Annotated in this window: 23 protein-coding genes; 21 read left to right on the top strand and 2 right to left on the bottom strand. The window is 31.9% G+C overall.

Going from position 1 to position 23,646, the window contains the following annotated elements; translation table 11 throughout:
• The 14 genes from ACTT9R_RS02195 (at window position 1) to ACTT9R_RS02130 (ending at window position 15,433) form a co-directional block, all read left to right on the top strand.
• Window positions 1-849, top strand: a complete 849-nt coding sequence (locus tag ACTT9R_RS02195; RefSeq protein WP_440926435.1) for a carbohydrate ABC transporter permease — start codon at window positions 1-3, stop codon at window positions 847-849.
• Window positions 849-1,928 carry an ABC transporter ATP-binding protein gene (locus tag ACTT9R_RS02190; protein WP_440926434.1) on the top strand — a complete coding sequence of 360 codons (1,080 nt, stop codon included), beginning with the start codon at window positions 849-851 and terminating at the stop codon, window positions 1,926-1,928. The genes ACTT9R_RS02195 and ACTT9R_RS02190 overlap by 1 nt, the downstream gene beginning before the upstream one ends.
• A complete protein-coding gene (locus tag ACTT9R_RS02185; RefSeq protein WP_440926433.1) occupies window positions 1,921-2,994 on the top strand; it encodes an ABC transporter ATP-binding protein in 1,074 nt (357 codons plus the stop codon). Before ACTT9R_RS02190 ends, ACTT9R_RS02185 begins: the two co-directional genes overlap by 8 nt.
• A gap of 127 nt (window positions 2,995-3,121) precedes the next feature.
• A complete protein-coding gene (locus tag ACTT9R_RS02180; RefSeq protein WP_440925806.1) occupies window positions 3,122-4,279 on the top strand; it encodes a TRAP transporter substrate-binding protein in 1,158 nt (385 codons plus the stop codon).
• 89 nt (window positions 4,280-4,368) lie between these two features.
• Window positions 4,369-4,953 (top strand): TRAP transporter small permease subunit, encoded by a 585-nt coding sequence (locus tag ACTT9R_RS02175; protein WP_440926432.1) that lies wholly within the window; start codon window positions 4,369-4,371, stop codon window positions 4,951-4,953.
• Window positions 4,943-6,304 (top strand): TRAP transporter large permease, encoded by a 1,362-nt coding sequence (locus ACTT9R_RS02170; RefSeq protein ID WP_440926431.1) that lies wholly within the window; start codon window positions 4,943-4,945, stop codon window positions 6,302-6,304. Before ACTT9R_RS02175 ends, ACTT9R_RS02170 begins: the two co-directional genes overlap by 11 nt.
• Window positions 6,305-6,308: 4 nt before the next feature.
• Window positions 6,309-7,646, top strand: coding sequence for an amidase (locus ACTT9R_RS02165; protein ID WP_440926430.1), 1,338 nt, complete (start codon window positions 6,309-6,311; stop codon window positions 7,644-7,646).
• Window positions 7,639-7,815 carry a hypothetical protein gene (locus ACTT9R_RS02160; RefSeq protein WP_440925802.1) on the top strand — a complete coding sequence of 59 codons (177 nt, stop codon included), beginning with the start codon at window positions 7,639-7,641 and terminating at the stop codon, window positions 7,813-7,815. Before ACTT9R_RS02165 ends, ACTT9R_RS02160 begins: the two co-directional genes overlap by 8 nt.
• A gap of 127 nt (window positions 7,816-7,942) precedes the next feature.
• The gene (locus ACTT9R_RS02155; RefSeq protein WP_023854623.1) at window positions 7,943-9,067 is read left to right on the top strand and encodes a TRAP transporter substrate-binding protein; all 1,125 of its coding nucleotides are present in this window, start codon (window positions 7,943-7,945) and stop codon (window positions 9,065-9,067) included.
• A gap of 71 nt (window positions 9,068-9,138) precedes the next feature.
• The gene (locus ACTT9R_RS02150; protein WP_440926429.1) at window positions 9,139-10,122 is read left to right on the top strand and encodes a TRAP transporter small permease subunit; all 984 of its coding nucleotides are present in this window, start codon (window positions 9,139-9,141) and stop codon (window positions 10,120-10,122) included.
• Window positions 10,123-10,125: 3 nt separating this feature from the next.
• Window positions 10,126-12,777 (top strand): TRAP transporter large permease subunit, encoded by a 2,652-nt coding sequence (locus ACTT9R_RS02145; RefSeq protein ID WP_440926428.1) that lies wholly within the window; start codon window positions 10,126-10,128, stop codon window positions 12,775-12,777.
• A 3-nt stretch (window positions 12,778-12,780) separates the two neighbouring features.
• Entirely contained in the window at window positions 12,781-14,019 is a 1,239-nt protein-coding gene (locus ACTT9R_RS02140) for an MFS transporter (protein WP_440926427.1), read from the top strand.
• Complete coding sequence (locus tag ACTT9R_RS02135) at window positions 14,003-14,821, top strand: alpha/beta hydrolase (RefSeq protein WP_440926426.1); 819 nt, start codon at window positions 14,003-14,005, stop codon at window positions 14,819-14,821. Before ACTT9R_RS02140 ends, ACTT9R_RS02135 begins: the two co-directional genes overlap by 17 nt.
• A 48-nt stretch (window positions 14,822-14,869) precedes the next feature.
• Complete coding sequence (locus tag ACTT9R_RS02130; RefSeq protein ID WP_440926425.1) at window positions 14,870-15,433, top strand: hypothetical protein; 564 nt, start codon at window positions 14,870-14,872, stop codon at window positions 15,431-15,433.
• On the opposite strand, the gene ftsY is transcribed toward ACTT9R_RS02130, so the two are convergent.
• Together ftsY and dapF are read right to left on the bottom strand one after the other, a co-directional pair.
• The gene (gene ftsY, locus ACTT9R_RS02125) at window positions 15,426-16,343 is read right to left on the bottom strand and encodes a signal recognition particle-docking protein FtsY (RefSeq protein WP_440926424.1); all 918 of its coding nucleotides are present in this window, start codon (window positions 16,341-16,343) and stop codon (window positions 15,426-15,428) included. The two genes, ACTT9R_RS02130 and ftsY, sit on opposite strands and share 8 nt — an antisense overlap.
• Window positions 16,343-17,167 (bottom strand): diaminopimelate epimerase, encoded by an 825-nt coding sequence (gene dapF / locus ACTT9R_RS02120; protein ID WP_440926423.1) that lies wholly within the window; start codon window positions 17,165-17,167, stop codon window positions 16,343-16,345. Before dapF ends, ftsY begins: the two co-directional genes overlap by 1 nt.
• Before the next feature lie 160 nt (window positions 17,168-17,327).
• On the opposite strand from dapF, the gene ffh reads away from it, so the two are divergent.
• The 7 genes from ffh to leuB are packed head-to-tail and all read left to right on the top strand — an operon-like array spanning window position 17,328 to window position 23,621.
• Window positions 17,328-18,686 (top strand): signal recognition particle protein, encoded by a 1,359-nt coding sequence (ffh, locus tag ACTT9R_RS02115; RefSeq protein WP_440926422.1) that lies wholly within the window; start codon window positions 17,328-17,330, stop codon window positions 18,684-18,686.
• A 12-nt stretch (window positions 18,687-18,698) separates the two neighbouring features.
• A complete protein-coding gene (rpsP, locus tag ACTT9R_RS02110; protein WP_440926421.1) occupies window positions 18,699-19,208 on the top strand; it encodes a 30S ribosomal protein S16 in 510 nt (169 codons plus the stop codon).
• A 14-nt stretch (window positions 19,209-19,222) separates the two neighbouring features.
• Window positions 19,223-19,909 (top strand): tRNA (guanosine(37)-N1)-methyltransferase TrmD, encoded by a 687-nt coding sequence (gene trmD, locus ACTT9R_RS02105; RefSeq protein WP_440926420.1) that lies wholly within the window; start codon window positions 19,223-19,225, stop codon window positions 19,907-19,909.
• Between the two features lie 16 nt (window positions 19,910-19,925).
• Window positions 19,926-20,501 (top strand): 50S ribosomal protein L19, encoded by a 576-nt coding sequence (gene rplS, locus ACTT9R_RS02100; RefSeq protein ID WP_440926419.1) that lies wholly within the window; start codon window positions 19,926-19,928, stop codon window positions 20,499-20,501.
• A gap of 11 nt (window positions 20,502-20,512) precedes the next feature.
• Window positions 20,513-21,916 (top strand): 3-isopropylmalate dehydratase large subunit, encoded by a 1,404-nt coding sequence (gene leuC, locus ACTT9R_RS02095; RefSeq protein ID WP_440926418.1) that lies wholly within the window; start codon window positions 20,513-20,515, stop codon window positions 21,914-21,916.
• Entirely contained in the window at window positions 21,917-22,522 is a 606-nt protein-coding gene (leuD, locus tag ACTT9R_RS02090) for a 3-isopropylmalate dehydratase small subunit (RefSeq protein ID WP_440926417.1), read from the top strand.
• Window positions 22,515-23,621, top strand: a complete 1,107-nt coding sequence (gene leuB / locus ACTT9R_RS02085; protein ID WP_440926416.1) for a 3-isopropylmalate dehydrogenase — start codon at window positions 22,515-22,517, stop codon at window positions 23,619-23,621. The genes leuD and leuB overlap by 8 nt, the downstream gene beginning before the upstream one ends.
• Window positions 23,622-23,646 lie beyond the last annotated feature (25 nt).

The following is a 23,646-nucleotide window of genomic DNA, read 5'->3' as shown; positions in this document are numbered from 1 at the left end:
ATGAATAAATTATATATTTTTTTAAAATATTTCTTTATTGTTGTTTGGACAGTATTTGTCGTAGCACCTTTTCTTTGGGCTTTAACAACATCCTTTAAAGACTTTCAGTCTGTTAATGGTGGAGTAACATATATTCCATGGGTAGATTTTGAACCTAATTTAGAAGGATGGAAAGTTTTAATTAAATCACCAGCTAAAGGTGGTGTAGATATAATTGAACCTTATTTTAATAGTCTGTTTGTAACTTGTACGGCAAGTTTAATTAGCATTATTCTTGGAACATTGTCTGCATACGCACTATCAAGATATACATTCAAGGCAGGTTTTGTAAAAAATAATGACATCACTTTTTTCTTTATTTCCCAAAGAATTATGCCTCCAATTGTTTTATCAATTCCATTTTTCTTATTTTTAAGTTCAATAAATTTATTAGATAGTCTGACTGGGCTAATTGTTGTTTATATTGTTTTATTAATGCCAATAGCAGTTTGGATTATGGTCGACTTTTTTAATAAAGTGCCAATAGAAATTGACGAGACAGCTCTAATTGATGGTTGTAATCCTTATCAAGCATTTTTAAAAGTGGTCTTACCAAATTCAATACCTGGTTTAATTGTTGCAGGAATGTTTTGTATAATTTTTGGATGGATTGATTTTTTCTTTGCTTTCATTTTAACATTTACAGAGGTCCAGTTATTACCGGTTAAAATTGTTGCATTAAATTCGTCTGTAACTCCTTGGTGGAGCTTATCAGCATCAGCTTTAGTTTCAGTAGCACCATTAATTATTGTTGCATTTATAGTTGAACGATATTTATCAAAAGGAAATTTATCAGGAGCTATTAAGTAATGGATTTAGTTGCAAATAATTTATCATATAAACCAGATGATCAATATCATCTAAACGAAGTATCGTTTAATTTTAAAGAAGGAAATCTATATACAATTCTAGGAAGAACATTGTCTGGAAAAACAACTCTATTAAAAACAATAGCTGGTCTTTTAACACCAGATAGTGGTGAAATTGAATTTGATGGTAAAAATTTTTTAAAAATTCCCGTCTGGGAAAGAAATGTAGCAATGGTTTATCAGCAATTTATAAACTATCCTCATTTAAATGTTTTTGAAAACATAGCCTTTCCTTTGAAACAAAGAAAAATGGATCAAAGTATTATTAATGAAAAAGTAATGGATGCTTTAAAGTCTGTAGGCTTGTTAGGTTATGAAAATAGAAAGATTCAAGAACTTTCTGGAGGACAGCAACAGAGGGTTTCGCTTGCAAGATCTCTAGTAAAAAACGCTAAGATATTGTTGCTAGATGAGCCTCTAGTAAACTTAGACTACAAATTGAGAGAGCAACTCAGAGAAGAATTTAAAAACTTATTTTCTAAAGGGTTAGCAGATGAAACAATATTAATTTATTCAACTACTGATCCTAGGGAAACTATGGAATTAAATGGTGAAGTTATTGTGTTAGACGAAGGCAAGGTCTTACAAGTTGGTCCAGCTAAAGAAATATTTGAAAACCCTAACTCTTTAAAAGTTGCAGAAATTTCTAATGATCCACCAATGAATATTATTGAAGCTAAAATTTCAGATGATAATATTCAATTTGAAGGAATAGATGTAGAGGCTCCGCAACATTTATCTAAATTAACCGAAGATGGTTTAAAAATCGGATTAAGATCTTCTGATATTCAATTAAACGAAAACGGACACGAATTTGAAGTTGAGCTTGCAGAAATTAGTGGTTCAGAAACATTGTTACATTTAAAAAGAGGAGATACAAAAATTATAGTTTCAATAGAAGAAGTTCTAAACTTTAAGATACACGATAAAGTAAAAATTAATTTTAAAATTGATAGAGCCTATGCGTTTCATGCTGATGGAAAATTAGCATCTTCGCCTTTTGGAGGTTTGAATGGCTAAAATTGATTTAAGCAACATATCTCATTCATACAATCCAAATGACCCAAATCCAGTTTTTGCTTTAAATCCTTTCTCTATGACATGGGAAAATGGAAATCGTTACGCAATCTTAGGTCCCTCTGGATGCGGAAAAACTACAATGCTAAATATTGTATCTGGCTTAGTAAGGCCTTCTGCTGGAAGAATATTATTTGATGATAAAGATGTTACAGATTTTAAAACAGAAGATAGAAATATTGCTCAAGTTTTTCAATTTCCAGTTATTTATAATACAATGACTGTTTATGAAAATTTAGCTTTTCCACTTAAATGTAGAGATTTTTCTAAAAGCAAAACCGATGAAAGAGTTAATTCAGTTGCTGAAACTTTAAATTTAAAATCTTTTTTAAATTCTCCTGCAAGAAAATTAACAGCAGATCAAAAGCAATTAATATCTTTAGGAAGAGGTCTTGTAAGAGAAGATGTTGCCGCTGTTCTAATGGATGAGCCTTTAACTGTTATTGACCCAGACTTAAAATTTAAATTAAGAAGAAATCTTAAAGAAATTAATGAGCAATATAAAACAACATTAGTTTATGTAACGCACGATCAAAACGAAGCGATGACTTTTGCAGATAACATAATAGTAATGAGTGAAGGAGAGGTGGTTCAAACCGGTTCCCCTAAAGAACTTTTTGAAAGACCAAATACTACATTTGTTGGATACTTTATTGGATCACCAGCTATGAACTTATTTGAAAGTGAAGCTTCCTCAAACGATAGTTTAAAAATAAACAATACTTTAATTAAAACTCATACAAATTTATCTAATTTAAAAACTAAAAATATTAAATTAGGGATTAGATCAGAATTTATTAAGATCGCACAAAATCAAAATGAAAATTTAGTAGATGTTAATGTTGAAAAAGTTGAGGATCTTGGAAACTATAAATTAATCACAGCTAGAATGGGAAGCTTTACAATTAAATCAAAAGTTACTAGAGAAACCGAAATACCAAATCAGAACGTTAAACTTCATATACCCGCTGAAAAATGTTGTGTGTATGAGGACAACAAATTAATTTAAACTCAACCTTAAATTGTAAAAATTTTTAATTTTACAATAATAGTGACAATCTGTGCCTCTTTTTAGAAAGACTCTAATCTGAATCTATGTTTTACTTCCAGTCAGTTAATTAACTAGAGGAGAAGAAATGATTAAAAATAAAAAATCATTGAAGGGTTCTAAAACTCCTTCAAGAAGAAAGTTCTTCAAAGCCGCAGCAGCAACTGGTGCAGCCGCAGCAACAGCTGTAGCAATGCCAAATGTTGCTTTTGGTGCTCCGCAAACATTAAAGATGCAAGCAGCATGGCCATCAGGTGCAAACATCTTTTTTGAAATGGCTGGAGACTATGCCAAAATGGTTGGAGACATGTCAGGTGGAAGTTTAAAAATTGATCTTCAACCTGTTGGAGCAGTTGTAAAAACTGGAGAAATTGGACAAGCTGTAAGTGACGGTGTTCTTGATATGGGACACTGGGTTACTGCTTATTGGTATGGAAAAAATCCTGCCGCGTCTCTTTTCGGAACTGGCCCATCTTACGGTCTATCATCTCAAGAAGTAATGGCTTGGATGGAAGAAGGTGGTGGAAGAGCATTGTATGAAGAAACATTAGCAAAAGTTGGATACGACTATGTTGGTGTTTTTGCGATGCCTATGCCAGCTCAACCATTTGGTTGGTTTAAAAAGAACGTAACTAAAGTAAGTGACGTTAAAGGTATGAAGTATAGAACAGTTGGTCTTGCAACTAACGTTCTTACCGCAATGGGTATGGTAGTTAGACAATTACCAGGTGGTGAAATTCAGCCAGCAATGAAAACTGGTTTGATTGAAGCTGCTGAGTTTAACAACCCTACTTCAGACTCTCAATTTGGTATGCAAGATGTTTCTAAGCATTATCACTTAGGATCTTTCCACCAATCGCAAGAGATGTTTGAAATACCTATTAACAAAAAAACATTTAATAGCTTATCTCCTGCAAACCAAGCAATATTAAAAAATGCTTCGTATGCAGCAAATACCGCTAACTACTTTAAAGCTTTGGTAAGATACTCAGCTGATTTATCTAAATTGATGAATGAGCATAAAGTAAACGTTTACCAAACTTCAGATGCAATTTTAGCAGAGCAGTTAAAAGGTTGGGATAAAGTTGTAGGTGATTTCTCTTCTAAAGATCCATTCTTTAAGAAGATTGTTGATTCTCAAAAAGCTTACGCGAAAAGAGTAATGAAATACTTACTAATGAATCAACCTAACTACAGACTTGCTTACGAAAACGAGTTTGGTCCGTTAGCGAAAGTTAAAATCTAAGGTTTAAATATATAAAAAATTAAGGGGGCTTTTGAGCCCCCTTTTTTTTAATTGAATTTATTAAGAAAATTAAGATAAGCTAGTTAAATATGTACTCTTATATAAAATTTGCAGACACTCTTAGCTCATCAATGGGTAAAGCCTTTTCGTGGTGCATAGTAATTTTAATGGGTGGAACATGCTATGAGGTCGTCATGGCTTACGCATTTAATGCTCCTACTTTATGGAATTTTGATTTTAGTTTACAAATGTACGGAGCGATATTTATGATGGCTGGAGCTTACACATTAGCAACAGAGGCTCACGTTAGAGGGGATGTTATTTACAGGTTGTTCCCAACTAAAGCTCAAGGATGGATTGATTTAATATTATATTTCATCTTCTTTTTTCCAGGGGTGATTGCACTTGCATTTTATGGATATGAATATGCAGCTAAGGCATGGATGGTGAAAGAAACAAGTTGGAATAGTCCAGCACAAATTCAAATTTATATGGCAAAATCATTAATACCTTTATCAGGGATACTTCTTACTCTACAAGGAATTAGTGAAGTTTTTAGAGCAATTATTTGCATAAGAACAGGTCATTGGCCAGAAAGAGATGCTGGTGCAGAAGAAACAGAGAAAATTTTAATGAGAAAATCTAAAGAGGAAGAAAAAATAGATGTTGTTTAGTCTAACAAATCCAGAAATTGCAATTTTAATGATGGTGATATTTCTGTTTGCTGTATTACTAGGATTTCCTATTGCATTTACTTTAATGGCAATGGGTCTAGGATTTGGGTATTACGCATATTTTGATCCGTCAAGAATGGATCATCTATTAGATAATAGGATATTTAATTTATTTGTTTCAAATACCTATTCTGTCATGGATAACCATGTCCTCACCGCCGTGCCTTTATTTTTATTTATGGGCTATTTAGTTGAAAGAGCAGGTATAGTTGCAAGATTGTTTTATGCCATAAGACTTGCATCTCATTCGCTACCAGCTTCGATGGCTGTCGCTGCCCTTGTTACTTGTACTTTATTTTCTACAGCAACGGGTATAATAGGAGCAGTAGTGACTTTAATGGGTTTGCTTGCTTGGCCTGCAATGGTGAAGGCTGGTTATGATAAAAAATTTGCATCAGGAGTAATATGTGCTGGAGGATGTTTAGGAATTTTAATCCCCCCCAGTATTATGCTTATTGTTTATGCAGTAATTGCTCAGTTATCCCCATTAAGATTATTTGCTGCAGCAATATTTCCAGGTTTGATGTTAGCGGGTTTATATATTTTATATGCAATTATTTTGGCTTATTTTAATCCATCAATTGCACCTAAGCCTCCTAAAGAAGAAATCCCTCCAAGATCAGTGATCTTAAAAGAAGTTTTGGTTTCATTCTTACCATTATTTTCATTAATTATTTTAGTATTAGGAAGTATTCTTGCTGGTTTGGCTACTCCTGCAGAAGCAGCAGGTGTCGGAGCTTTTGGAGCATTAGTTTTATCTTTCTTTTATAAATCTCTAAAATGGAAAAATTTTAAAGAGTCTGTCTTTCTAACCGCAAAAACTACTGCAATGATTATGTGGTTGTTTATTGGATCTTGGACATTTGCATCAGTATTTTCATATTTAGGAGGACATGAAGTATTTGAGCATTTTTTTAAATCAATGGATATACAGCCTTGGCAATTTTTAGTAATTACACAAATTATAATTTTCTTATTAGGCTGGCCATTAGAGTGGACTGAAATATTAATTATATTTGTTCCAATATTTTTACCTTTAGTAGAATTTTTTGGAGTAAACCCTTATTTTTTTGCTATGTTAATTGCGTTAAATTTACAAACATCATTTTTAACGCCCCCCATGGCCATGTCGGCTTATTATTTAAAAGGTGTACAATCTAAAAATGTTGAATTAATTGAGGTATTCAAAGGCATCATGCCATTCTTGGCGATAGTTATTTTTGGAATGGTTTTGATGTATTTATTTCCAGGTATAGCTCTGTGGTTACCTGATCAATTATTTGCAAACTAATTTAATGAATGAAATTGTAAATTATTCTGTTGAAGAATTAATAAATAAAATTTCAAATTCTCAAATTACTTCTGTCGAAATATGTGAAGCTTATATTGAGAGAGTTAATAAGTTTGAAAAAGATATAAATGCTTGGGCTTTTTTTGACAAGGAATTGTTATTGGAAAAAGCCAAAGAGTCAGATGCTTACAAAAAATCTGGAAAACCAACTGGACCGTTACATGGTATTCCTGTAGCTGTTAAGGATATTGTTGGTACTTTAGATATGCCAACAGAATGTGGAACGCCAATAAGAAAAGGAAAATCATATTCACAAAATGCAGAAATAATTGATTTATTAACATCTTCAGGGGCTATTGTGATGGGTAAAACAGTTACTACAGAATTAGCATATTTAAATCCCTCTAAAACAAAAAACCCACATGATTATTCACGAACACCAGGAGGATCATCAAGTGGATCTGCTGCAGTAATTGCGTCTTATATGGCTCCACTTTCAATTGGATCACAAACAGGTGGCTCAATAATTAGACCAGCATCTTATTGTGGTGTTGTTGGATACAAACCTTCATTTGGCTTAATTTCTAGAAACGGAGTGTTAAAGACTTCCGAAAAACTTGATCATTTAGGAGTTTTTGGAAAAACAGTCGAGGACATAGCTTATTTAGTTAAAGAGTTAATTAAAAAAGATTCCCATGACCCTGCTACTGTTTATTATTCTTCGAATAATATGGTTGATGCCGTAAAAAAAGGTCCTTTATATGAACCTAAGTTCATATTTTATAAAACTGAATTTTGGAAATCAATTGACAAAAAATCTAAGGAAGCTTTTGAATATTTTATAAAGACATTTAAAAAAAATATTGAAGTCCATGATACTCCTTCTTATTTTAAAGATATCCATAAATATCATCAAATAATTTACGAAAGTGATTTAGCTAATAATTTTAGTGATTATTATAAAAATTATAAATCAAAACTTTCAAAAATTATGCAAAATGCAATTGCAAATGGAAGAAAACACTCAGCAAAAGAATATGCTGAAGCAATAGATTTTATGAAAAGAAGTTATGACTCATATAAAGAAGTATTCGAGGATTATCATGGAGTTTTATCACCATCCAGCCCCGGTGTTGCCCTAAAAGGTCTAAAGAGTACTGGATCAGCTGATTTCAACAAAGTTTGGTCTTATTTAGGAACTCCTTGTATTTCACTTCCTTTACTTCAGGGTGAAAATAATTTACCATTAGGAATTCAAGTTATTGGAGAGAGATATGACGATAATCGTTTCTTAGGAGTTTCCAGTTGGCTTGAAAAAGAAAGTGAAAAATTTAATGAATAAACTTGTAACACTAATAGGACTTTCTTTTGCAATCTTTTTTCTTTTAGGTTTAGCAACAACACTTACAAGATCTATGATGATAGGTTTTCTTGATGTATTACCAGTTTATATATTGATGATACTTGCTATATCAATGATGTTATACGAAGCCTTCTTTGACAAAAAATAAATTTAATAATTCCTAAATTTACTACCTCAGATTGTAATACAATAGTTTACAGTTATTTTAATCTAGACTTAAACGCACATTTGTAATTTAATCTTTACAGTTAATTAACAAAGAAGAGGAGAGAGTAATGATTAAAGAAAAAAAATCATTGAAGGTTTCAAGATCACCTTCAAGACGTAAGTTCTTTAAAACTGCAGCTGCAACTGGTGTTGCTGCTGTTGCTTTATCTGCTCCAGCAGTTGCCAAAGAAAGAGTCGAAGCTTCTATGGTAGCTACTTGGCCTAGAGATTTTCCAGGCCTAGGAACTGGTGCACAAAGACTTGCTCAAAGATTAAGCGATATGAGTGACGGAAGAATTCAAGTTACTTATTATGCTGCTAACGAAAGAGTAAAAGCATTTGACTCATTTGACGAAGTTGCATCAGGTAACTCTCAAATGTATCACGGTGCTGATTACTACTGGGTAAAAAAACACCCTGCATTTGGATATTTCACTGCCGTTCCATTTGGCTTCACATATGCTGAAATGAATGCGTGGTTAAAATTTGCTGGTGGACAAGAGTTGTGGGATGAATTAACAGATGATTTCGGAACACAAAGTTTTGCTGCTGGTAACACTGGAGTGCAAATGGGTGGTTGGTTTAACAAAAAAATTAGATCAGCTAATGACTTTAAAGGTTTAAAAATGCGTATGCCTGGTTTGGGTGGACAAGTTCTTGGAAAACTTGGTGGTTCTCCAATTTCACTTCCTGGCGGACAAATTTATGAAAACCTTGTGTCTGGAGCAATTGATGCAACTGAATGGGTAGGACCTTGGAATGATGAAGCTATGAAGTTCCAGGAAGCTGCTAAGTATTATTACTATCCAGGAATGCATGAACCAGGATCTACACTAGCTTGTGGAGTGAACAAATCTTGGTTTACTAGTTTGTCAAAATCAGATCAGTTAATTATTAAAACTGCATGTGATTGGGCTGACACAACTACAATGGCCGAATACAATGCTAAAAACGGAGCTGCCTTAGCACGATTAGTTAACGAAAGTGGAGTTAAACTAGAGAAGTTTAATGATAAAGTTTACGATGCTTTTGCTAAAGGTGCTGCTGAAGTTTTCGATGAAGTTCAACAACATAGTGCTCTTGCTAAAAAAGTACATGCTGCCTTTGTTAAAGGTCGTAAGGAAATTGGTGCTTGGACTAACTTGTCTGACGGGCCATATGTTGCACAAAGAAATAGAGCATTAGGAGTATAATTTAATTCTAATTAATATTAGAGGGCCCTTAAATGGGCCCTCTTTTTATATATCACTAAAAGATTTTAAATATGGTTGAGAAAAATAACTTATCTATTTTAATAAGAATATTTAGTTATTCTATCTTAGCTTTAACTCTAGTTTTTTTAATAAATAATGTTTTAACAGTTTGGTTTGAATGGCCAGGAGTTAAAAAGCTTTTTGCTCATTATGAATTATTTGGATTTAAAAAATTAAATAAGCCTTTAGAGGGGCTTGCAATAAACTTATCATATACTCAATTACTATTTTATTTTGCTTCTTTTATAGGAGTAATATTTTTTGTTCTGAAGTCTATAAAACAAACATTACAAACAGATTCTGAGATCTTAACAAAAATTACAGCCTACGTTGTAAGATCCTCTTTCTGGGCAGTATTAATTGTTGGAGTAGCAGATTTTTTAATCTCATTCATGGTTGTAGAAAAATTAGTTGAGCCAATTTTTGGAGAGCAAGTTAAAATTAATTTAGTAAAACCTGCTTTCAGAATTACTTATATTCACTTTCCTTTAATATTAGCCTCTTTTGTAATTGGTTATTTCACTAGATCCGTAGGGTTTATTTGGTTAGCAGTTTTAGTTGTTGGAAGTGAATTTTTGATAGTTCTCTCAAGATTCATATTTCAGTATGAACAAGCATTTCAGGGTGATCTTGTTCGTTTTTGGTATGCTGCCCTTTATTTATTTGCAAGCGCATATGCGTTAATTCACGAGGGCCATGTTAGAGTTGATGTTCTTTATACTGGTTTTAGTGAACGTAAAAAAGCATGGACTAATGCAATTGGTTCATTAATTCTGGGAATTCCTTTATGTTTGATTGTAATATTTTTAGGTATGGGTGGTAAAGCTAGTATCATTAATGGCCCTGTAATTTCATTTGAAATCACTCAACAAGGTTCAAATGGATTATATTTGCTTTACTTGATGGCAGTTTATTTAGCAGTATTTGCCGTAAGTATGTTAACTCAATTTACTAGCTACTTTATGAGTAGTAGTCACAAACTTTTAAAGAATTAAAAAATGGAACACTTATTTTTAGCTTTACTTGTAATTATAATGATTGGTGCTTTAGCTTCTGGTTTTCCTGTAGCTTTTGCTCTACCTGGATCTGCAATAATTTCAATTGGGCTTGCGGCTTTTTTTGGTTATTTGTTTGCAGGGGATAGCAGTGCTTATTTTGCTGTTGATGGCCCTAAAGAATGGTTAACCGCCGGTATTACAAATTTTAGGAGTAACTACTGGGATGTAGAAACTGATACTTTAATTGCAATTCCTTTATTTATTTTCATGGGGATCATGTTGCAAAAATCAAAAATTGCGGAAGATCTTTTAGTTACAATGGGGCAGTTATTTGGACCCATCCCTGGAGGTCTAGGAATATCAGTAATTTTTGTTGGAGCATTACTTGCAGCTACCACAGGTATTGTTGGTGCAACAGTAATAGCAATGGGACTAATATCACTACCCACAATGCTTAATAATAAATATGATAAAAGTCTAGCAAGTGGAATCGTCTGTTCTTCAGGAACTCTTGGACAAATTATACCTCCTTCAATTGTATTAATTATTATTGCCGATCAATTGGCAAGTGCAGCTGATGTTGCAAATACTATGCGTCAGACTGATTATAAAATTTTAACTGGTGAATTTAATATGCCAGGAGAATTTAGAGTTGGTTCTACTTCTGCAGGAGATATGTTTTTGGGAGCACTATTGCCTGGCTTAGTATTGGTTGGTTTGTATATGCTATATGTATTTGTGTATGCAAGATTAAATCCTAAGGCAGCTCCACCTGTTCCATTTAAAGGAAATTTTGACTCAAAATTTTGGATTAAGGTTTTAATAGTAATTATTCCTCCCCTTGCTTTAATTTTCGCAGTTTTAGGATCTATACTCTTAGGTATTGCAACCGTTAATCAAGCTGGATCAATTGGAGCAATAGGTGCAACCATGATGGCTGGTTATCGTTTACATAAAGGAAAAAAAGATGCTTATTATCCAATTATAATTGCAATTTTATCTGTTGTTCCGATTTATATTTTATCTAAGAATTATAATTTAAATATTAAGGCTGTAGAAACTAGAGATCTTACAGCAATTTTTATCACAGGATTTTTTACTATTACTTTTTTAATTGGAATTGTTTGGAGTTTTTGGAGAGCATACAAAATTGAGAATGTTTTAAAAGAGGTTGTTACAGAAACATGTGTAACGACTTCAATGGTCTTTATAATTTTATTAGGAGCTGCAATGTTAACCTCTGGATTTAGAGCGTTTGGAGGTGAAGAGCTAGTAAGAGATTTTCTTCAAGATTTGCCAGGGGGATTTTGGACACAGTTTATTGTTGTAATGGCAGTGATTTTTTTACTAGGTTTCTTTCTTGATTTTATAGAAATAGCCGTTGTTGTTGTTCCTATCATTGCTCCGATATTATTAGCTGAACCAGGAGCTAATGTAAGTGCAATTTGGCTTGGTGTAATGATTGGGGTTAATTTACAAACTTCATTTTTAACACCACCATTTGGTTTTGCATTATTTTACTTAAAGGGTGTAGCTTCAAAACTTGTTACTACTTTAAATATCTGGAAAGGTGTTGTTCCATTCATTATTTTACAATTAATAGGTCTTGGAATTGTTGGTTTCTATCCATCATTAGTAAACTATCTACCAGCAAGAACATATTTAACGTCAAACGTTGCTCCACCACCGATGAATCCAAAGTTACAATATTGCTTACAAGAGTATAAATTTGCAATTTACAACACTGAAGAACAAAGAATTACTAATGCAATAAAAGACATGCAGAAATTAACTCCCGCAAATCTTCCAATGGATAAATTAGATATTTTTGAAGAGCATTTTGATAATGCGCTTGGGACTTTTGCTATTGTTAAAAAACTTCAAAAAACAGAGGAAGAATATGAATTATTCACAAAAGATTATAGGGACTTGCATTTCAATGTAAGAAAAATTGAGAAAAAAATTAGAAAAATAGACCAGAAAATTAAAAAAACAAAAGCTGAAATTAGAAATTTAGATGATGATAACTTATCAAATAAAAATAAATTAGAATTAAAGATCGAGAATTACGAGCTAGAAATTAAAGAACTTCAAGATAAAGTTCCTGAAAGTTGGAAAGCTAAGAATGGAGAGTTTGAAATACTGCACAAAGCAAAAAACACAAGAACAAAAAGATATAGAAAAAATGTTGATGAAGCTTATGAAACTCTGGATCAAATAGTAATGTTTATAAATGATAATGAAAAATTAAAAGAACTTTCATCAGAAATTAAAGAATTAAAATATAATATTGATAATAAAAATTACGAAAACTCAATATCAGTAATTGATAATCTTTTTGAAAAACTAGGAGAAATTTCTGGAACCGAGGAATTTGCAAATAAATTAGACGACCTAATATCTGTTATAGATAATGATGAGGTAGATGAGCAAAAATTAACTGAAGTAAGTTCAGAAACTTTCAATCTTTTCAATTTAGAAGTTTCATGGAGAGATGATGCTAATAAGAATTTGATGCCTGAATTAATTAAATATAATGATGCTATCAAACATAATATTGGTCTAAGACTTCAAAACAGATTAACTAAAGAACAAGCTAAATTTGTTGCAAGGTGTAATTCAGTTCATAGAGATATATCTTTAAACTTTTAATTAATGGAAAATTATATTTTACCAAAAAAACAGGCTATTGTTGTTTTTTTTGTATTTGCATTTGGTTATTTTTTATCATGTTTGTTGCGTGCAATTACTGCAACTCTTTCCCCCGTTTTAACCTCAGAATTTAATTTGTTAGCAGCCGATTTAGGATTGTTAGCTGGGGGTTATTTCTTGGGTTTTGCTTGTATGCAAATACCTCTTGGATATTTGTTAGATAAATATGGACCAAAAAAAATTGTCTCTTCTTTTTTATTAATTGCATTAGTTGGAACAGGATCATTTGCTTTAGCTGAAAGTTTTTCTGGATTGTTGGTTTCGCGAATTTTAATCGGCATAGGTGTTAGTGCTTGTTTAATGGCTCCACTAACTGGTTACAGAATATGGTATGCAGAAAATCAACAACAAAGAGCAAACTCATGGATGCTAATGATTGCTTCGTTAGGTTTTTTGTCATCTACATTGCCAGTGCAACTTTTATTGCCTAGTCTCGGATGGAGATGGATATTTGGTGGCATCGCTATCTTAATTTTAATTAGTATTTTTTTAATGTTAGTTTTCATTCCAAAATGGAATTTAACTAAAAATAAAGAGTCGGAAGAGCCAAGCAATACTGGAACTTTATCTGAAGTTTGGAAAAATAGATTTTTTATAAGTGTAATTCCAATGGGTTTATTTAATTATGGGGGCTTAATGGCAATACAAACTTTATGGGCAGGACCATGGATGACTAGAGTTGCTGGTTATACACCACTTCAGAGCGCGACGGGATTATTTTGGATTAATGTAACTATGTTGGTGTCCTTTTTTTTGTGGGGTTATTTTTTACCAAAAATTTCAGGTATAGGTTTTACTGCAAAAAGAATACTTAAATTAGGTTTGCCAATTAGTTTTTCTGTAATGTTTGTGATAATTATATTAGGTCCAAAAGCAGGTGCTTTTTACATAACTTTATTTATTTTAAGTTCAATTTTTTTATCAGTTACACAGCCAGCTGTAGGCCTTTCCTTTTCAGGTTATTCTGCTGGTAAAGCACTAACTTCATTCAATTTATTAATATTTGCAGGAACATTCATAATGCAATGGCTAATGGGCTTAGTGATAGATATTGTTAAAGGGATGGGTTACACAGAAATATTTGCTTTTAAATCAGCTTTTTCAGTTTTCTTAATCTTAAGTATTATTTCTTATATATTTTTTTTAATATTAAATAGAAAAAAATATGAAAATAAAACATAGGAATTTTTTTTTGGAATTATTTATTGGTATTGTTGCTATTTACTTAATTGTTTTAATTTTCTTATTCTTTTTTCAAAGAAATTTAATGTATCATCCTGATGAGAATAATTATTCTGGAGATAATTTAGAAGTTAACATTGAAAAAGTTAATATTAAAACAACAGATAATATTAATCTTTTAGGCTGGTTTCATAATAAAAATTTAAAAAGTTATAAAACAATAGTTTATTTTCATGGAAATGCAGGGACACTTGAAAACAGAATCCATAAGTTAAATCATTTTAAAGACATGGATGTTAATTTTTTAATTATTGCATGGAGAGGGTTTAGCGGCAATAAAGGAAAACCAAGTGAGGAGGGTCTTTATACAGATGGTGCTAGTGCAATAAACTGGCTCAAAGAAAAAGGTCTAAATGAAGAAGATATAATTATTTACGGAGAGTCATTAGGAACTGGCATTGCTACTGAAATTACTCAGAATAAAAATTTTGCAGGATTAATATTAGAAACGCCCTTCACATCAATGATAGAGGCTGCGAAAAATTTTTATCCATATATTCCAGTAGGTTTAATTTTAAAAGATAAGTATGAAAATAATGAAAAAATTAAAAATATTAATATTCCAGTATTAGTAATGCATGGTGAGGCTGACCAAATAGTTCCATTTTGGATGGGTAAAAAAATTTTTAATTTAGCAAGTGAACCCAAATATTCATATTTTACAAAATATGACGATCATATGATGGAATATGATGATAAACTTGTTTTAGCTCTTAAATCTTTTGTTGATAGTTTAAATTAAGCCACAATCTAAACAAACATAACTCAAATTTTTTTTTTAAGTTAAATTATGAAAAATCTTTTCATATTTTTTATTATCTTGTTTTCTTTAAGTAATTTATCAAATGCTAAAGAAAATTTAGCATCTGTAGATAGCCTTTTTCATATTGATCAAATGAATTCACACGATAAAAATTTTGCATTATATTTTAAAACTCGTAAAAAAGCTGTCTTAGCTCGAGGAGAAAATTCAAATTATATTAATGATTTTCCAAAAGATCTTTATATTTATAACTACAAAACAAAAGAGTCTTTGCCATTAATTTCTTATGAATGGTTTCCCAAAACGGCAAAACATTTTTTGCAAGAGTATGATTTCCCAGTTTTTCCAGATGATTTTGCATATTATCTTTTAAAAGATAACAAAACTCTGGTGATGATTAGTGCTGTAAAAAGTTTAAAAGCTAATTTTAAATTTGATATTGTTGAAAAAAAGTTAGAGCTTTATCCTATAAATGGAAAATTTGATTTTATTATTTCTTCGATAGCTAAAAATTGTGGACATTATGAATTTAAAGAACACTACAAATGTAGTTTTTATAAACCTTTAATTTCCAGTACCTTAATTAATTAATTTGAGTAAATGCCTCTGCGAATTTTTCAGCCTCAAAAATTTGTAAATCATCTTCTTTTTCACCTAATCCAAGTGCAATAATTGGTAGTTTATATTTTTTAGCAACAGCTAAAAGAATACCTCCTTTTGCTGTACCATCTAATTTTGTCATAACAAGACCAGTTATTGGAATAATTTTATTAAATTCTTCAACTTGATTAATTACATTTTGGCCAGAAGTTGCATCTAAAACTAAAATAACATCATGAGGAGCATCAGGATCAATTTTTTTAGTAACGTTTGCAATTTTTTTATATTCTTCCATCAAATTTTTTTTATTTTGTAGTCTTCCGGCTGTATCAATTAAAACTTGATTAAAATTATTGTTTAATGCTTCCTCAATAGCCTTATAAGCGACTGATGCAGGATCAGAGCCTTGAGATGATTTTGTAATTTGAACATCAATTTTGTTTGCCCAATTTTCTAGTTGCTCTATAGCTGCTGCTCTAAAAGTATCTGATGCAGCTAGCATTACTTTGTTTCCATTACCCTTTAATATTTTGCTTATTTTTCCAATAGTAGTTGTCTTTCCAACACCATTGACACCTGAAATTAATGTTGCATTTAATTTTTCTTTTTTTTTGAAGAATTCAATATTTTCTAAAGGTTTCATAATTGAAATAATATAATTTTTTAAAATATTATTTATTTCGTCGGTTAAATCTTTATTGGGATCAATTTTTGTTTGAGAAATTATTTCTCTTATTTCTGAAGCAGAAACAATACCAACATCAGATTGAATTAAGTAATCTTCAATTTTGTCTAATGTTTTGTCATCAATCTCTTTTTTTACAACTATATCTCTTAAACCTGTTGTAAAAGCTGAAGCACTTTTTTTAAAACCTGATTTAAATTTTTCAAAAATTCCCATTAAATTTTAAAATTTATCTCCTCAATATCTGAAACTGGTCCTTTCATATGAATACTATTGTTTTCATCAATTGAAATTGTCAATCTACCTGTAGAAAATTCAATATCAACTTTATCATTTACCAGTCCGTTTTGTTTTGCGGCAAAACCTGTTGCGCAAGCTGCAGTTCCACAAGCTTTGGTAAGTCCAGCTCCTCTTTCCCACACCTTAACTTTTATCAATTCTTTGTTAACAACAGTTGCTAAAGTAACATTACATTTTTCTGGAAATAGAGAGTGGGTTTCGATTTTTGGTCCAATTTTTTCAATTTCAAAATTTTCGTTATTATCAACAAAAAAAACTACATGTGGGTTTCCAACATTTACAGCAGTTCCGCCAGAAAATTCGTTATTATTTTTGTCATTAATTTTAATTCCTAAATTATTCGTATTTAATTCTTTAGACAATGGAATCTCATCCCATTTTGTTTTTGCAACACCTATTTCTGTAGAAACCATTTTTTCTCCAACAATATTTGATTTTAATTTGCCAGATAAAGTTGTTAGGACAATTTCTTTTTTGTTATTTTCTTTGCCTAATAAATCAGCAATACATCGTGTACCATTTCCACACGCACCAGACATTCCTCCATCTGAATTATAAAATTCTAGTGAAGCATCTGAAATATCATTTTTTTTAATCAATATTAGTTGGTCACAACCAATAAATTTTCTGTCACAAATCTTTATTATTTGCTCTTTCGTCAAATTTGTAATTGTTTGCCTATTATCTATGATGACAAAATCATTACCTAAACCGTCCATTTTAAAAGCTTTAATATCCATATATAGATATTTAACTTATTTATTGACTTTTTGAACCTCTATTATAGGTTGTTGCCGTTTCCGCAAAAACATTAACTTTGCGGTGTCTTTGGAAACAAAGAGATCGACACTAGTCAGCGAGGGTTCGCCCACTAGTGCGTTACTGCTATGCGTAATAAATATGTTTGAAAATTTAACAAATAAATTTGAAGAAATTTTTTCTTCTCTGAAAAAGGCACCTTCACTTGATGAAGCTCAAGTAGATGAAGGTTTAAGAGGTATTAGGCAAGCCTTACTTGAAGCAGATGTCTCATTAGATGTTGCAAAAGATTTTATTGAAAAAGTTAAGCCAAAAGCATTAGGCCAAGAGATAATAAGGTCTACCTCTCCTGGGGATATGGTTGTTAAAATTGTTTACGATGAGCTTGTAGACTTATTAGGTGCAACAAATAATGAGATAAACTTAAACGCAGTTCCGCCCGTGCCAATGATGTTAGTTGGGTTACAAGGTTCTGGAAAAACAACAACAACAGCAAAATTGGCAAAATTTTTAGAAAATAATAAAAAGAAAAAAGTAATGATGGTCAGTTTAGATATTTACAGACCAGCTGCACAAGAACAACTTAGATCTTTAGGAGAACAAAATAATATTTTAACTTTACCTATTATAGAAGGTCAGCAACCTGCTGATATTTGTAGAAGAGCAATTAGTGCCGCTAATTTAAATGGAGCTGAAATAATTTTATTTGATACTGCTGGTAGAACTCAAATTGATTTACAAATGATGAGTGAAATTAAGCAAATTGAAGCTGTCATTAATCCAACAGAAACTTTCTTAGTTGCAGACTCTTTAACAGGTCAAGTTGCAGCCTCAGTGGCAAAAGAATTTAAAAATACAGTTAATTTATCTGGAATTATTTTAACTAGGGCTGATGGTGATGCAAGAGGTGGAGCCGCAGTGAGTATGAAATATGTTTCAAAAGTTCCAATTAAATTTTTAGGGATAGGAGAAAAAATAGATAATCTTGAAGTATTCCATCCAGATAGAATTGCAAACAGAATACTTGGTATGGGGGATATCGTATCCCTTGTAGAAAAGGCGGCTCAAGATTTAGGAGAAGAAAATCTTAAAAAAGCAGAGGAAAATTTAAAAAAAGGTCAATTCTCTATGGAAGATTATTTATCTCAATTAAGACAAATGAAAAAAATGGGTGGTATTGAGGGAATTATGTCTTTTATGCCAGGAGTTTCCAAAATTAAATCACAAATGGATTCAGCGGGAATTGATGAAACTATAATTATTAAAAATGAAGCTGTTATTTTATCAATGACAAAAAAAGAAAGAGAGAACCCAAAAATAATAGATGGTTCTAGAAAAAAAAGAATTGCTAATGGCTCTGGCACAGATCCGGCCACTATCAATAAATTGCTTAAGCAATTTAAAATGATGTCTGAAATGATGAAAAAGATGTCAAAAGGAAATCTGAAAGGTATGTCTGATAAAGGTATACCGCCAGAGCTATTTAACCAATTAAAGTAAAAAGGAGAAGAAATGTTAAAATTAAGATTATCAAGAGGTGGAACAAAAAAACGTCCTGTTTATAAAGTTGTTGTTGCCGACAGTCGTTTTGCAAGAGATGGAAGATTTATAGAAAAGGTTGGTTTCTTTAATCCTCTATTACCAAAAGAGAAAAAAGAAAGAGTGGGTCTAGAAGCTGAGAGAATTAAATATTGGCTTGGTCAAGGAGCTCAACCAACAACTAGAGTAGCAAGAATTTTAGGTGAGAACGAACTAATGCCTATGCCTGCAAATGGAAATAATCCAAATAAAGCAGTGCCAAAAAAAGAGAGAAATAAAAAAGAAGAGGATAATAAAGAAGCTCCAAAAGCAGAAGCAGCTCCAGCAGAAGCTCCTAAGGAAGAAGCTCCTAAAGCAGAGGTTCCAGCAGCAGAAGCTCCAGCAGCAGAAGCTCCAGCAGAAGCAGCTCCAGCAGAAGCTCCAGCAGAAGCAGCTCCAGCAGAAGCTCCTAAGGAAGAAGCTCCAGCAGAGGAAAAAAAATAATTTAAAGATTATTTATGTGGCAAGCTCAAGTGTTTACACTTTATCCAGAGATTTTCCCTGGTCCTTTATCTAAAGGACTTTATGGAAAAGCATTATCAAATAATTTATGGAAACTTAAAATTGTAAATATAAGAGATGCAGCTGACGACAAACATAAAACAGTAGATGATACACCTTATGGGGGTGGTTCAGGGATGTTGTTAAAAGCAGATGTTCTTGCAAAATCTTTAGATGAAAACAAAAATGAGAGTGAGAGAATTTTATACTTATCGCCAAAAGGAAAAAAATTTGATCAAAATTTAGCAAAAGAGCTAGCTAATGAAAAATCTCTGTCTTTAATATGTGGTCATTTTGAAGGTGTGGACGAAAGAATACTTTCAACAAGAAATATTGAGGAAATTAGTATTGGAGATTATGTTTTGTCAGGCGGGGAGTCAGCAGCATATGTAGTAATAGATAGTATTTTAAGATTGCTGCCAGGTGTATTAGGAAATGAAAACTCTAAATTAGATGAAACCTTTGAAAATGGTCTTCTAGAGTACCCTCAGTATACAAAACCTCAAATTTGGGAGGAAAAAGCTGTGCCAGACGTACTATTATCAGGTGATCATAATAAAATTAAACACTGGCGTTTATCTCAATCTGAGGCTATAACACGCGACCGAAGACCAGATTTATGGGAAAAATATAAGAAAGATTAATTTGATAAACATTAACATGAAAACAATTGAAGAAATAAATCAGCATAACGTTAACAAAATTCTTTCAGAGAAAAAAATTCCAGAATTTTATCCTGGAGATGTTGTTAAAGTTGGTGTGAGAATTACCGAGGGTAAAAAAGAAAGAATTCAATATTTCGAGGGAGTGTGTATTGCTAAAAAAAGCAGAGATCTAAACTCATCTTTTACGGTTAGAAAAATTTCATTTGGAGAGGGTGTCGAGAGAACTTTCCCGCTATTTGGAACTTTAATTGACTCAATTAAGGTTATTAGATCAGGTAAAGTAAGAAGAGCAAAACTTTATTATCTAAGAGACAGAACTGGTAAATCAGCAAGGATTGCAGAAAAAATTAGAAAAAAAATTGGCATTGATATCGAGGCAAAACCAGAGACAGTTACAGAGGAAAATGTAGCTCCTGCAGTAGAAGCACCAAAAGAAGAGGCTCCTAAAGCAGAAACAGCACTTAAAGAAGAGGCTCCTAAAGCAGAAGCAGTACCTAAAGAAGAGGCAGCTCCAGCAGCAGAGGCTTCTAAAGAAGAACAAAAATCAGAAAGCTCTACAGAAAAAAAATAATTTTTTTTTCAATGTCTACAACATTATACGATAAAATTTGGAACGATCATCTAGTTGATCAACAAGATGATGGCACATCTTTACTTTTTGTAGATAGACATTTAATTCATGAGGTGACAAGCCCCCAAGCTTTTGAAGGATTAAGAAATTCTAATAGAAAAGTTAGACACCCAAATTTAACTTTAGCAGTTGCAGATCATAATGTTCCAACAACTGACAGATCAAAAGGTATTTCAGATGAAGAGTCAAAAATTCAAGTAGATACCTTAGAGGCAAATTGTAAAGAATTCGGTGTTCAGTTATTTGGTATGGATGATAAGAGACAAGGTATTGTTCATATCATAGGACCTGAACAAGGTTTTACTCAACCAGGTACAGTTATTGTTTGTGGAGACAGTCATACCGCAACGCATGGAGCATTTGGTGCTTTAGCATTTGGAATAGGAACTTCAGAAGTTGAACACGTTTTAGCAACCCAAACACTAGTTCAGAAGAAAGCTAAAAATTTTAGAATTAATGTTAATGGTGAACTTCCTTTAGGAGTTACTTCTAAAGATGTAATACTTCAAATAATTGGAAAAATAGGTACAGCAGGTGGTACAGGATCTGTTGTGGAATATGCTGGAGATTTAATAAGATCTTTAAGTGTTGAGCAAAGAATGACTATTTGCAATATGACAATCGAAGGTGGTGCAAGAGCAGGATTAATTGCCCCAGATGAAAAAATTTTTGAATATTTAAAAGGAAAACCAATGTCACCAAAAAGTGAAAATTGGGATAAAGCTTTAAACTATTGGGAAACTTTAAAAACAGACTCTGATGCTAGTTTTGATAAAGAAATTAGCCTTATCGCAAATGAAATTTTACCTATGATTACATGGGGTACGTCACCACAAGATGTAATAACAATCGATGGAAAAGTTCCAAATCCAAATAATGAGACTGATGAAGATAAAAAAAATTCAATTGAAAGAGCTTTAAAGTATATGGGTTTAAAACCTGACATGGCAGCCACAGATATAAAAATAGATAAAGTATTTATTGGTAGTTGTACTAATGGCAGAATAGAGGATTTGAGAGAAGCAGCAAAAATCGTAAAAGATAAAAAAGTATCATCGCATGTTAATGCTATAGTCGTTCCAGGCTCAGGCTTAGTAAAAGAACAAGCAGAGCAAGAAGGACTAGATAAAATTTTTGTTAGCTCAGGGTTTGAATGGAGAGAACCAGGTTGTTCTATGTGTTTAGCGATGAATGCCGATAAATTAAAGCCAGAAGAAAGATGCGCCTCAACATCAAATAGAAATTTTGAGGGAAGACAAGGCAGAGGTGGTAGAACCCATCTGGTTAGTCCAGGAATGGCTGCAGCAGCTGCAATTTCAGGTAATTTAGATGATGTCAGAAAGTATCAAAATTAAATGCAAAAATTTAACAAATTAAAAAGTATTCCTGCTTATTTACCAATTGTAAATATTGATACAGATATGATAATTCCAAAACAGTTTTTAAAAACTATTAAAAGAACCGGTCTTGGAAAAAATTTGTTTTTTGAAATGAGATATGATGATCAAGGCAAAGAAATAAATGATTTTGTGTTAAACAAAGATCCATTTAATCAATCTAAAATTTTAATTGCTGGAAAAAACTTTGGATGTGGTTCATCAAGAGAACATGCTCCTTGGGCTTTATTAGATTTTGGAATTACTTGTGTAATAAGTTCAAGTTATGCAGATATTTTTTTTAGTAATTGTTTTAAAAATGGAATTTTACCTATAATCCTAGAAGAAGAAAAAATCAAAGAGCTATCTGAATACGCAAATAGACAAGAAGAAATTTCTATTGATTTGCAAGAGGAAAAAATAGTTTATGGAAATAATGAGCTAAAATTTAAAGTTGATCCATTTAAGAAAAAATGTTTGTTAGAAGGGCTCGATGATATCGCTTTATCACTAAAAAAATCAGAAAAAATAGAAAAGTTTGAAACAAATTTAAAAAACGAAAAGCCTTGGGTATTTAATGATTAAAGTAAAAAAAAGAAAAATACTTTTACTTCCTGGTGATGGTATTGGTCCAGAGGTAATAGCTGAGGTAAAAAAAATTATTAACTGGTTTAATGATAAAAAATCTTTAGATTTTGAAATTGATCAGGAGCTAGTTGGTGGTTGTTCTTATGATAAACACGGTACCCCAATCACTGATGAGGTTTTTTACAAAGCACTAGAAAGTGAAGTAATTATGCTTGGAGCAGTTGGTGGTCCTACATGGGATAACCTAGAATTTTCCAAAAAACCAGAAAGAGCATTATTAAAACTCAGAAAAGAATTAAAGCTTTTTGCTAACTTAAGGCCTGCAATCTGTTTTAAACAATTAGTCGATGCTTCAACCCTAAAGCCAGAAGTAGTTTCAGGACTAGATATAATGATAGTAAGAGAGTTAACGGGTGGTATATATTTTGGTGAACCTAGAGGAATTAAGCCAATTGAAAATGGAGAAAGAAAAGGAATTAATACACACACTTACACGACTAGTGAAATTACTAGAGTAGCTAGGATCGCTTTTGATTTAGCTAGAAAAAGATCAAACAAGGTTACCTCGTGTGAAAAATCAAATGTAATGGAAGCAGGACAATTGTGGAAAGAAGAAGTCCAAGAACTTCATGAAAAAGAATATAAAGATGTAGAATTAAGTCATATGTTAGCAGACAATTGTGCTATGCAGCTTTTAAGAAACCCAAAACAATTTGATGTAATTGTAACAGATAATTTGTTTGGAGATATGTTGTCAGACCAAGCTTCAATGTTAACGGGATCTTTAGGTCTTTTACCATCAGCATCTTTAGGCGCAAAAAATAAAGATGGTGAGATGAGAGCGATGTACGAGCCTATACACGGGTCAGCTCCAGATATAGCTGGTAAAGGGATAGCAAATCCAATTGCTTCTATTTTGAGCTTTGCTATGGCACTAAGATATTCTTTAGATCTTGATAAAGAAGCAGATATTTTAGAAAAAGCAGTTCAAGATGTTTTAAATGATGGGTTAAGAACTGCAGATATAATGTCAGAGGGTATGAAAGAGACTTCCACGTCAGCAATGGGTAATGCGATAATTTCAAAATTGCAATAAAATCAGAATTATTCTAAGCTTTAAA

Origin of the sequence: Candidatus Pelagibacter sp., from assembly GCF_052049835.1 — a bacterium.
Classification (GTDB): domain Bacteria; phylum Pseudomonadota; class Alphaproteobacteria; order Pelagibacterales; family Pelagibacteraceae; genus Pelagibacter.
The sequence above is the reverse complement of the archived record's forward strand: the minus strand, read 5'-3'. Positions and strand labels throughout refer to the sequence as shown.

Coding starts and splice junctions, on each gene's coding strand:
- leuD (WP_440926417.1), top strand. CDS start 21,917: ATGCAAAAATTTAACAAATTAAAAAGTATTCCTGCTTATTTACCAATT.
- ACTT9R_RS02195 (WP_440926435.1), top strand. CDS start 1: ATGAATAAATTATATATTTTTTTAAAATATTTCTTTATTGTTGTTTGG.
- ACTT9R_RS02155 (WP_023854623.1), top strand. CDS start 7,943: ATGATTAAAGAAAAAAAATCATTGAAGGTTTCAAGATCACCTTCAAGA.
- ACTT9R_RS02135 (WP_440926426.1), top strand. CDS start 14,003: ATGAAAATAAAACATAGGAATTTTTTTTTGGAATTATTTATTGGTATT.
- ACTT9R_RS02130 (WP_440926425.1), top strand. CDS start 14,870: ATGAAAAATCTTTTCATATTTTTTATTATCTTGTTTTCTTTAAGTAAT.
- ACTT9R_RS02160 (WP_440925802.1), top strand. CDS start 7,639: ATGAATAAACTTGTAACACTAATAGGACTTTCTTTTGCAATCTTTTTT.
- ACTT9R_RS02190 (WP_440926434.1), top strand. CDS start 849: ATGGATTTAGTTGCAAATAATTTATCATATAAACCAGATGATCAATAT.
- ACTT9R_RS02175 (WP_440926432.1), top strand. CDS start 4,369: ATGTACTCTTATATAAAATTTGCAGACACTCTTAGCTCATCAATGGGT.
- leuC (WP_440926418.1), top strand. CDS start 20,513: ATGTCTACAACATTATACGATAAAATTTGGAACGATCATCTAGTTGAT.
- ACTT9R_RS02145 (WP_440926428.1), top strand. CDS start 10,126: ATGGAACACTTATTTTTAGCTTTACTTGTAATTATAATGATTGGTGCT.
- dapF (WP_440926423.1), bottom strand. CDS start 17,167: ATGGATATTAAAGCTTTTAAAATGGACGGTTTAGGTAATGATTTTGTC.
- rplS (WP_440926419.1), top strand. CDS start 19,926: ATGAAAACAATTGAAGAAATAAATCAGCATAACGTTAACAAAATTCTT.
- trmD (WP_440926420.1), top strand. CDS start 19,223: ATGTGGCAAGCTCAAGTGTTTACACTTTATCCAGAGATTTTCCCTGGT.
- ACTT9R_RS02150 (WP_440926429.1), top strand. CDS start 9,139: ATGGTTGAGAAAAATAACTTATCTATTTTAATAAGAATATTTAGTTAT.
- ACTT9R_RS02165 (WP_440926430.1), top strand. CDS start 6,309: ATGAATGAAATTGTAAATTATTCTGTTGAAGAATTAATAAATAAAATT.
- ACTT9R_RS02170 (WP_440926431.1), top strand. CDS start 4,943: ATGTTGTTTAGTCTAACAAATCCAGAAATTGCAATTTTAATGATGGTG.
- ACTT9R_RS02185 (WP_440926433.1), top strand. CDS start 1,921: ATGGCTAAAATTGATTTAAGCAACATATCTCATTCATACAATCCAAAT.
- leuB (WP_440926416.1), top strand. CDS start 22,515: ATGATTAAAGTAAAAAAAAGAAAAATACTTTTACTTCCTGGTGATGGT.
- ffh (WP_440926422.1), top strand. CDS start 17,328: ATGTTTGAAAATTTAACAAATAAATTTGAAGAAATTTTTTCTTCTCTG.
- ACTT9R_RS02180 (WP_440925806.1), top strand. CDS start 3,122: ATGATTAAAAATAAAAAATCATTGAAGGGTTCTAAAACTCCTTCAAGA.
- rpsP (WP_440926421.1), top strand. CDS start 18,699: ATGTTAAAATTAAGATTATCAAGAGGTGGAACAAAAAAACGTCCTGTT.
- ftsY (WP_440926424.1), bottom strand. CDS start 16,343: ATGGGAATTTTTGAAAAATTTAAATCAGGTTTTAAAAAAAGTGCTTCA.
- ACTT9R_RS02140 (WP_440926427.1), top strand. CDS start 12,781: ATGGAAAATTATATTTTACCAAAAAAACAGGCTATTGTTGTTTTTTTT.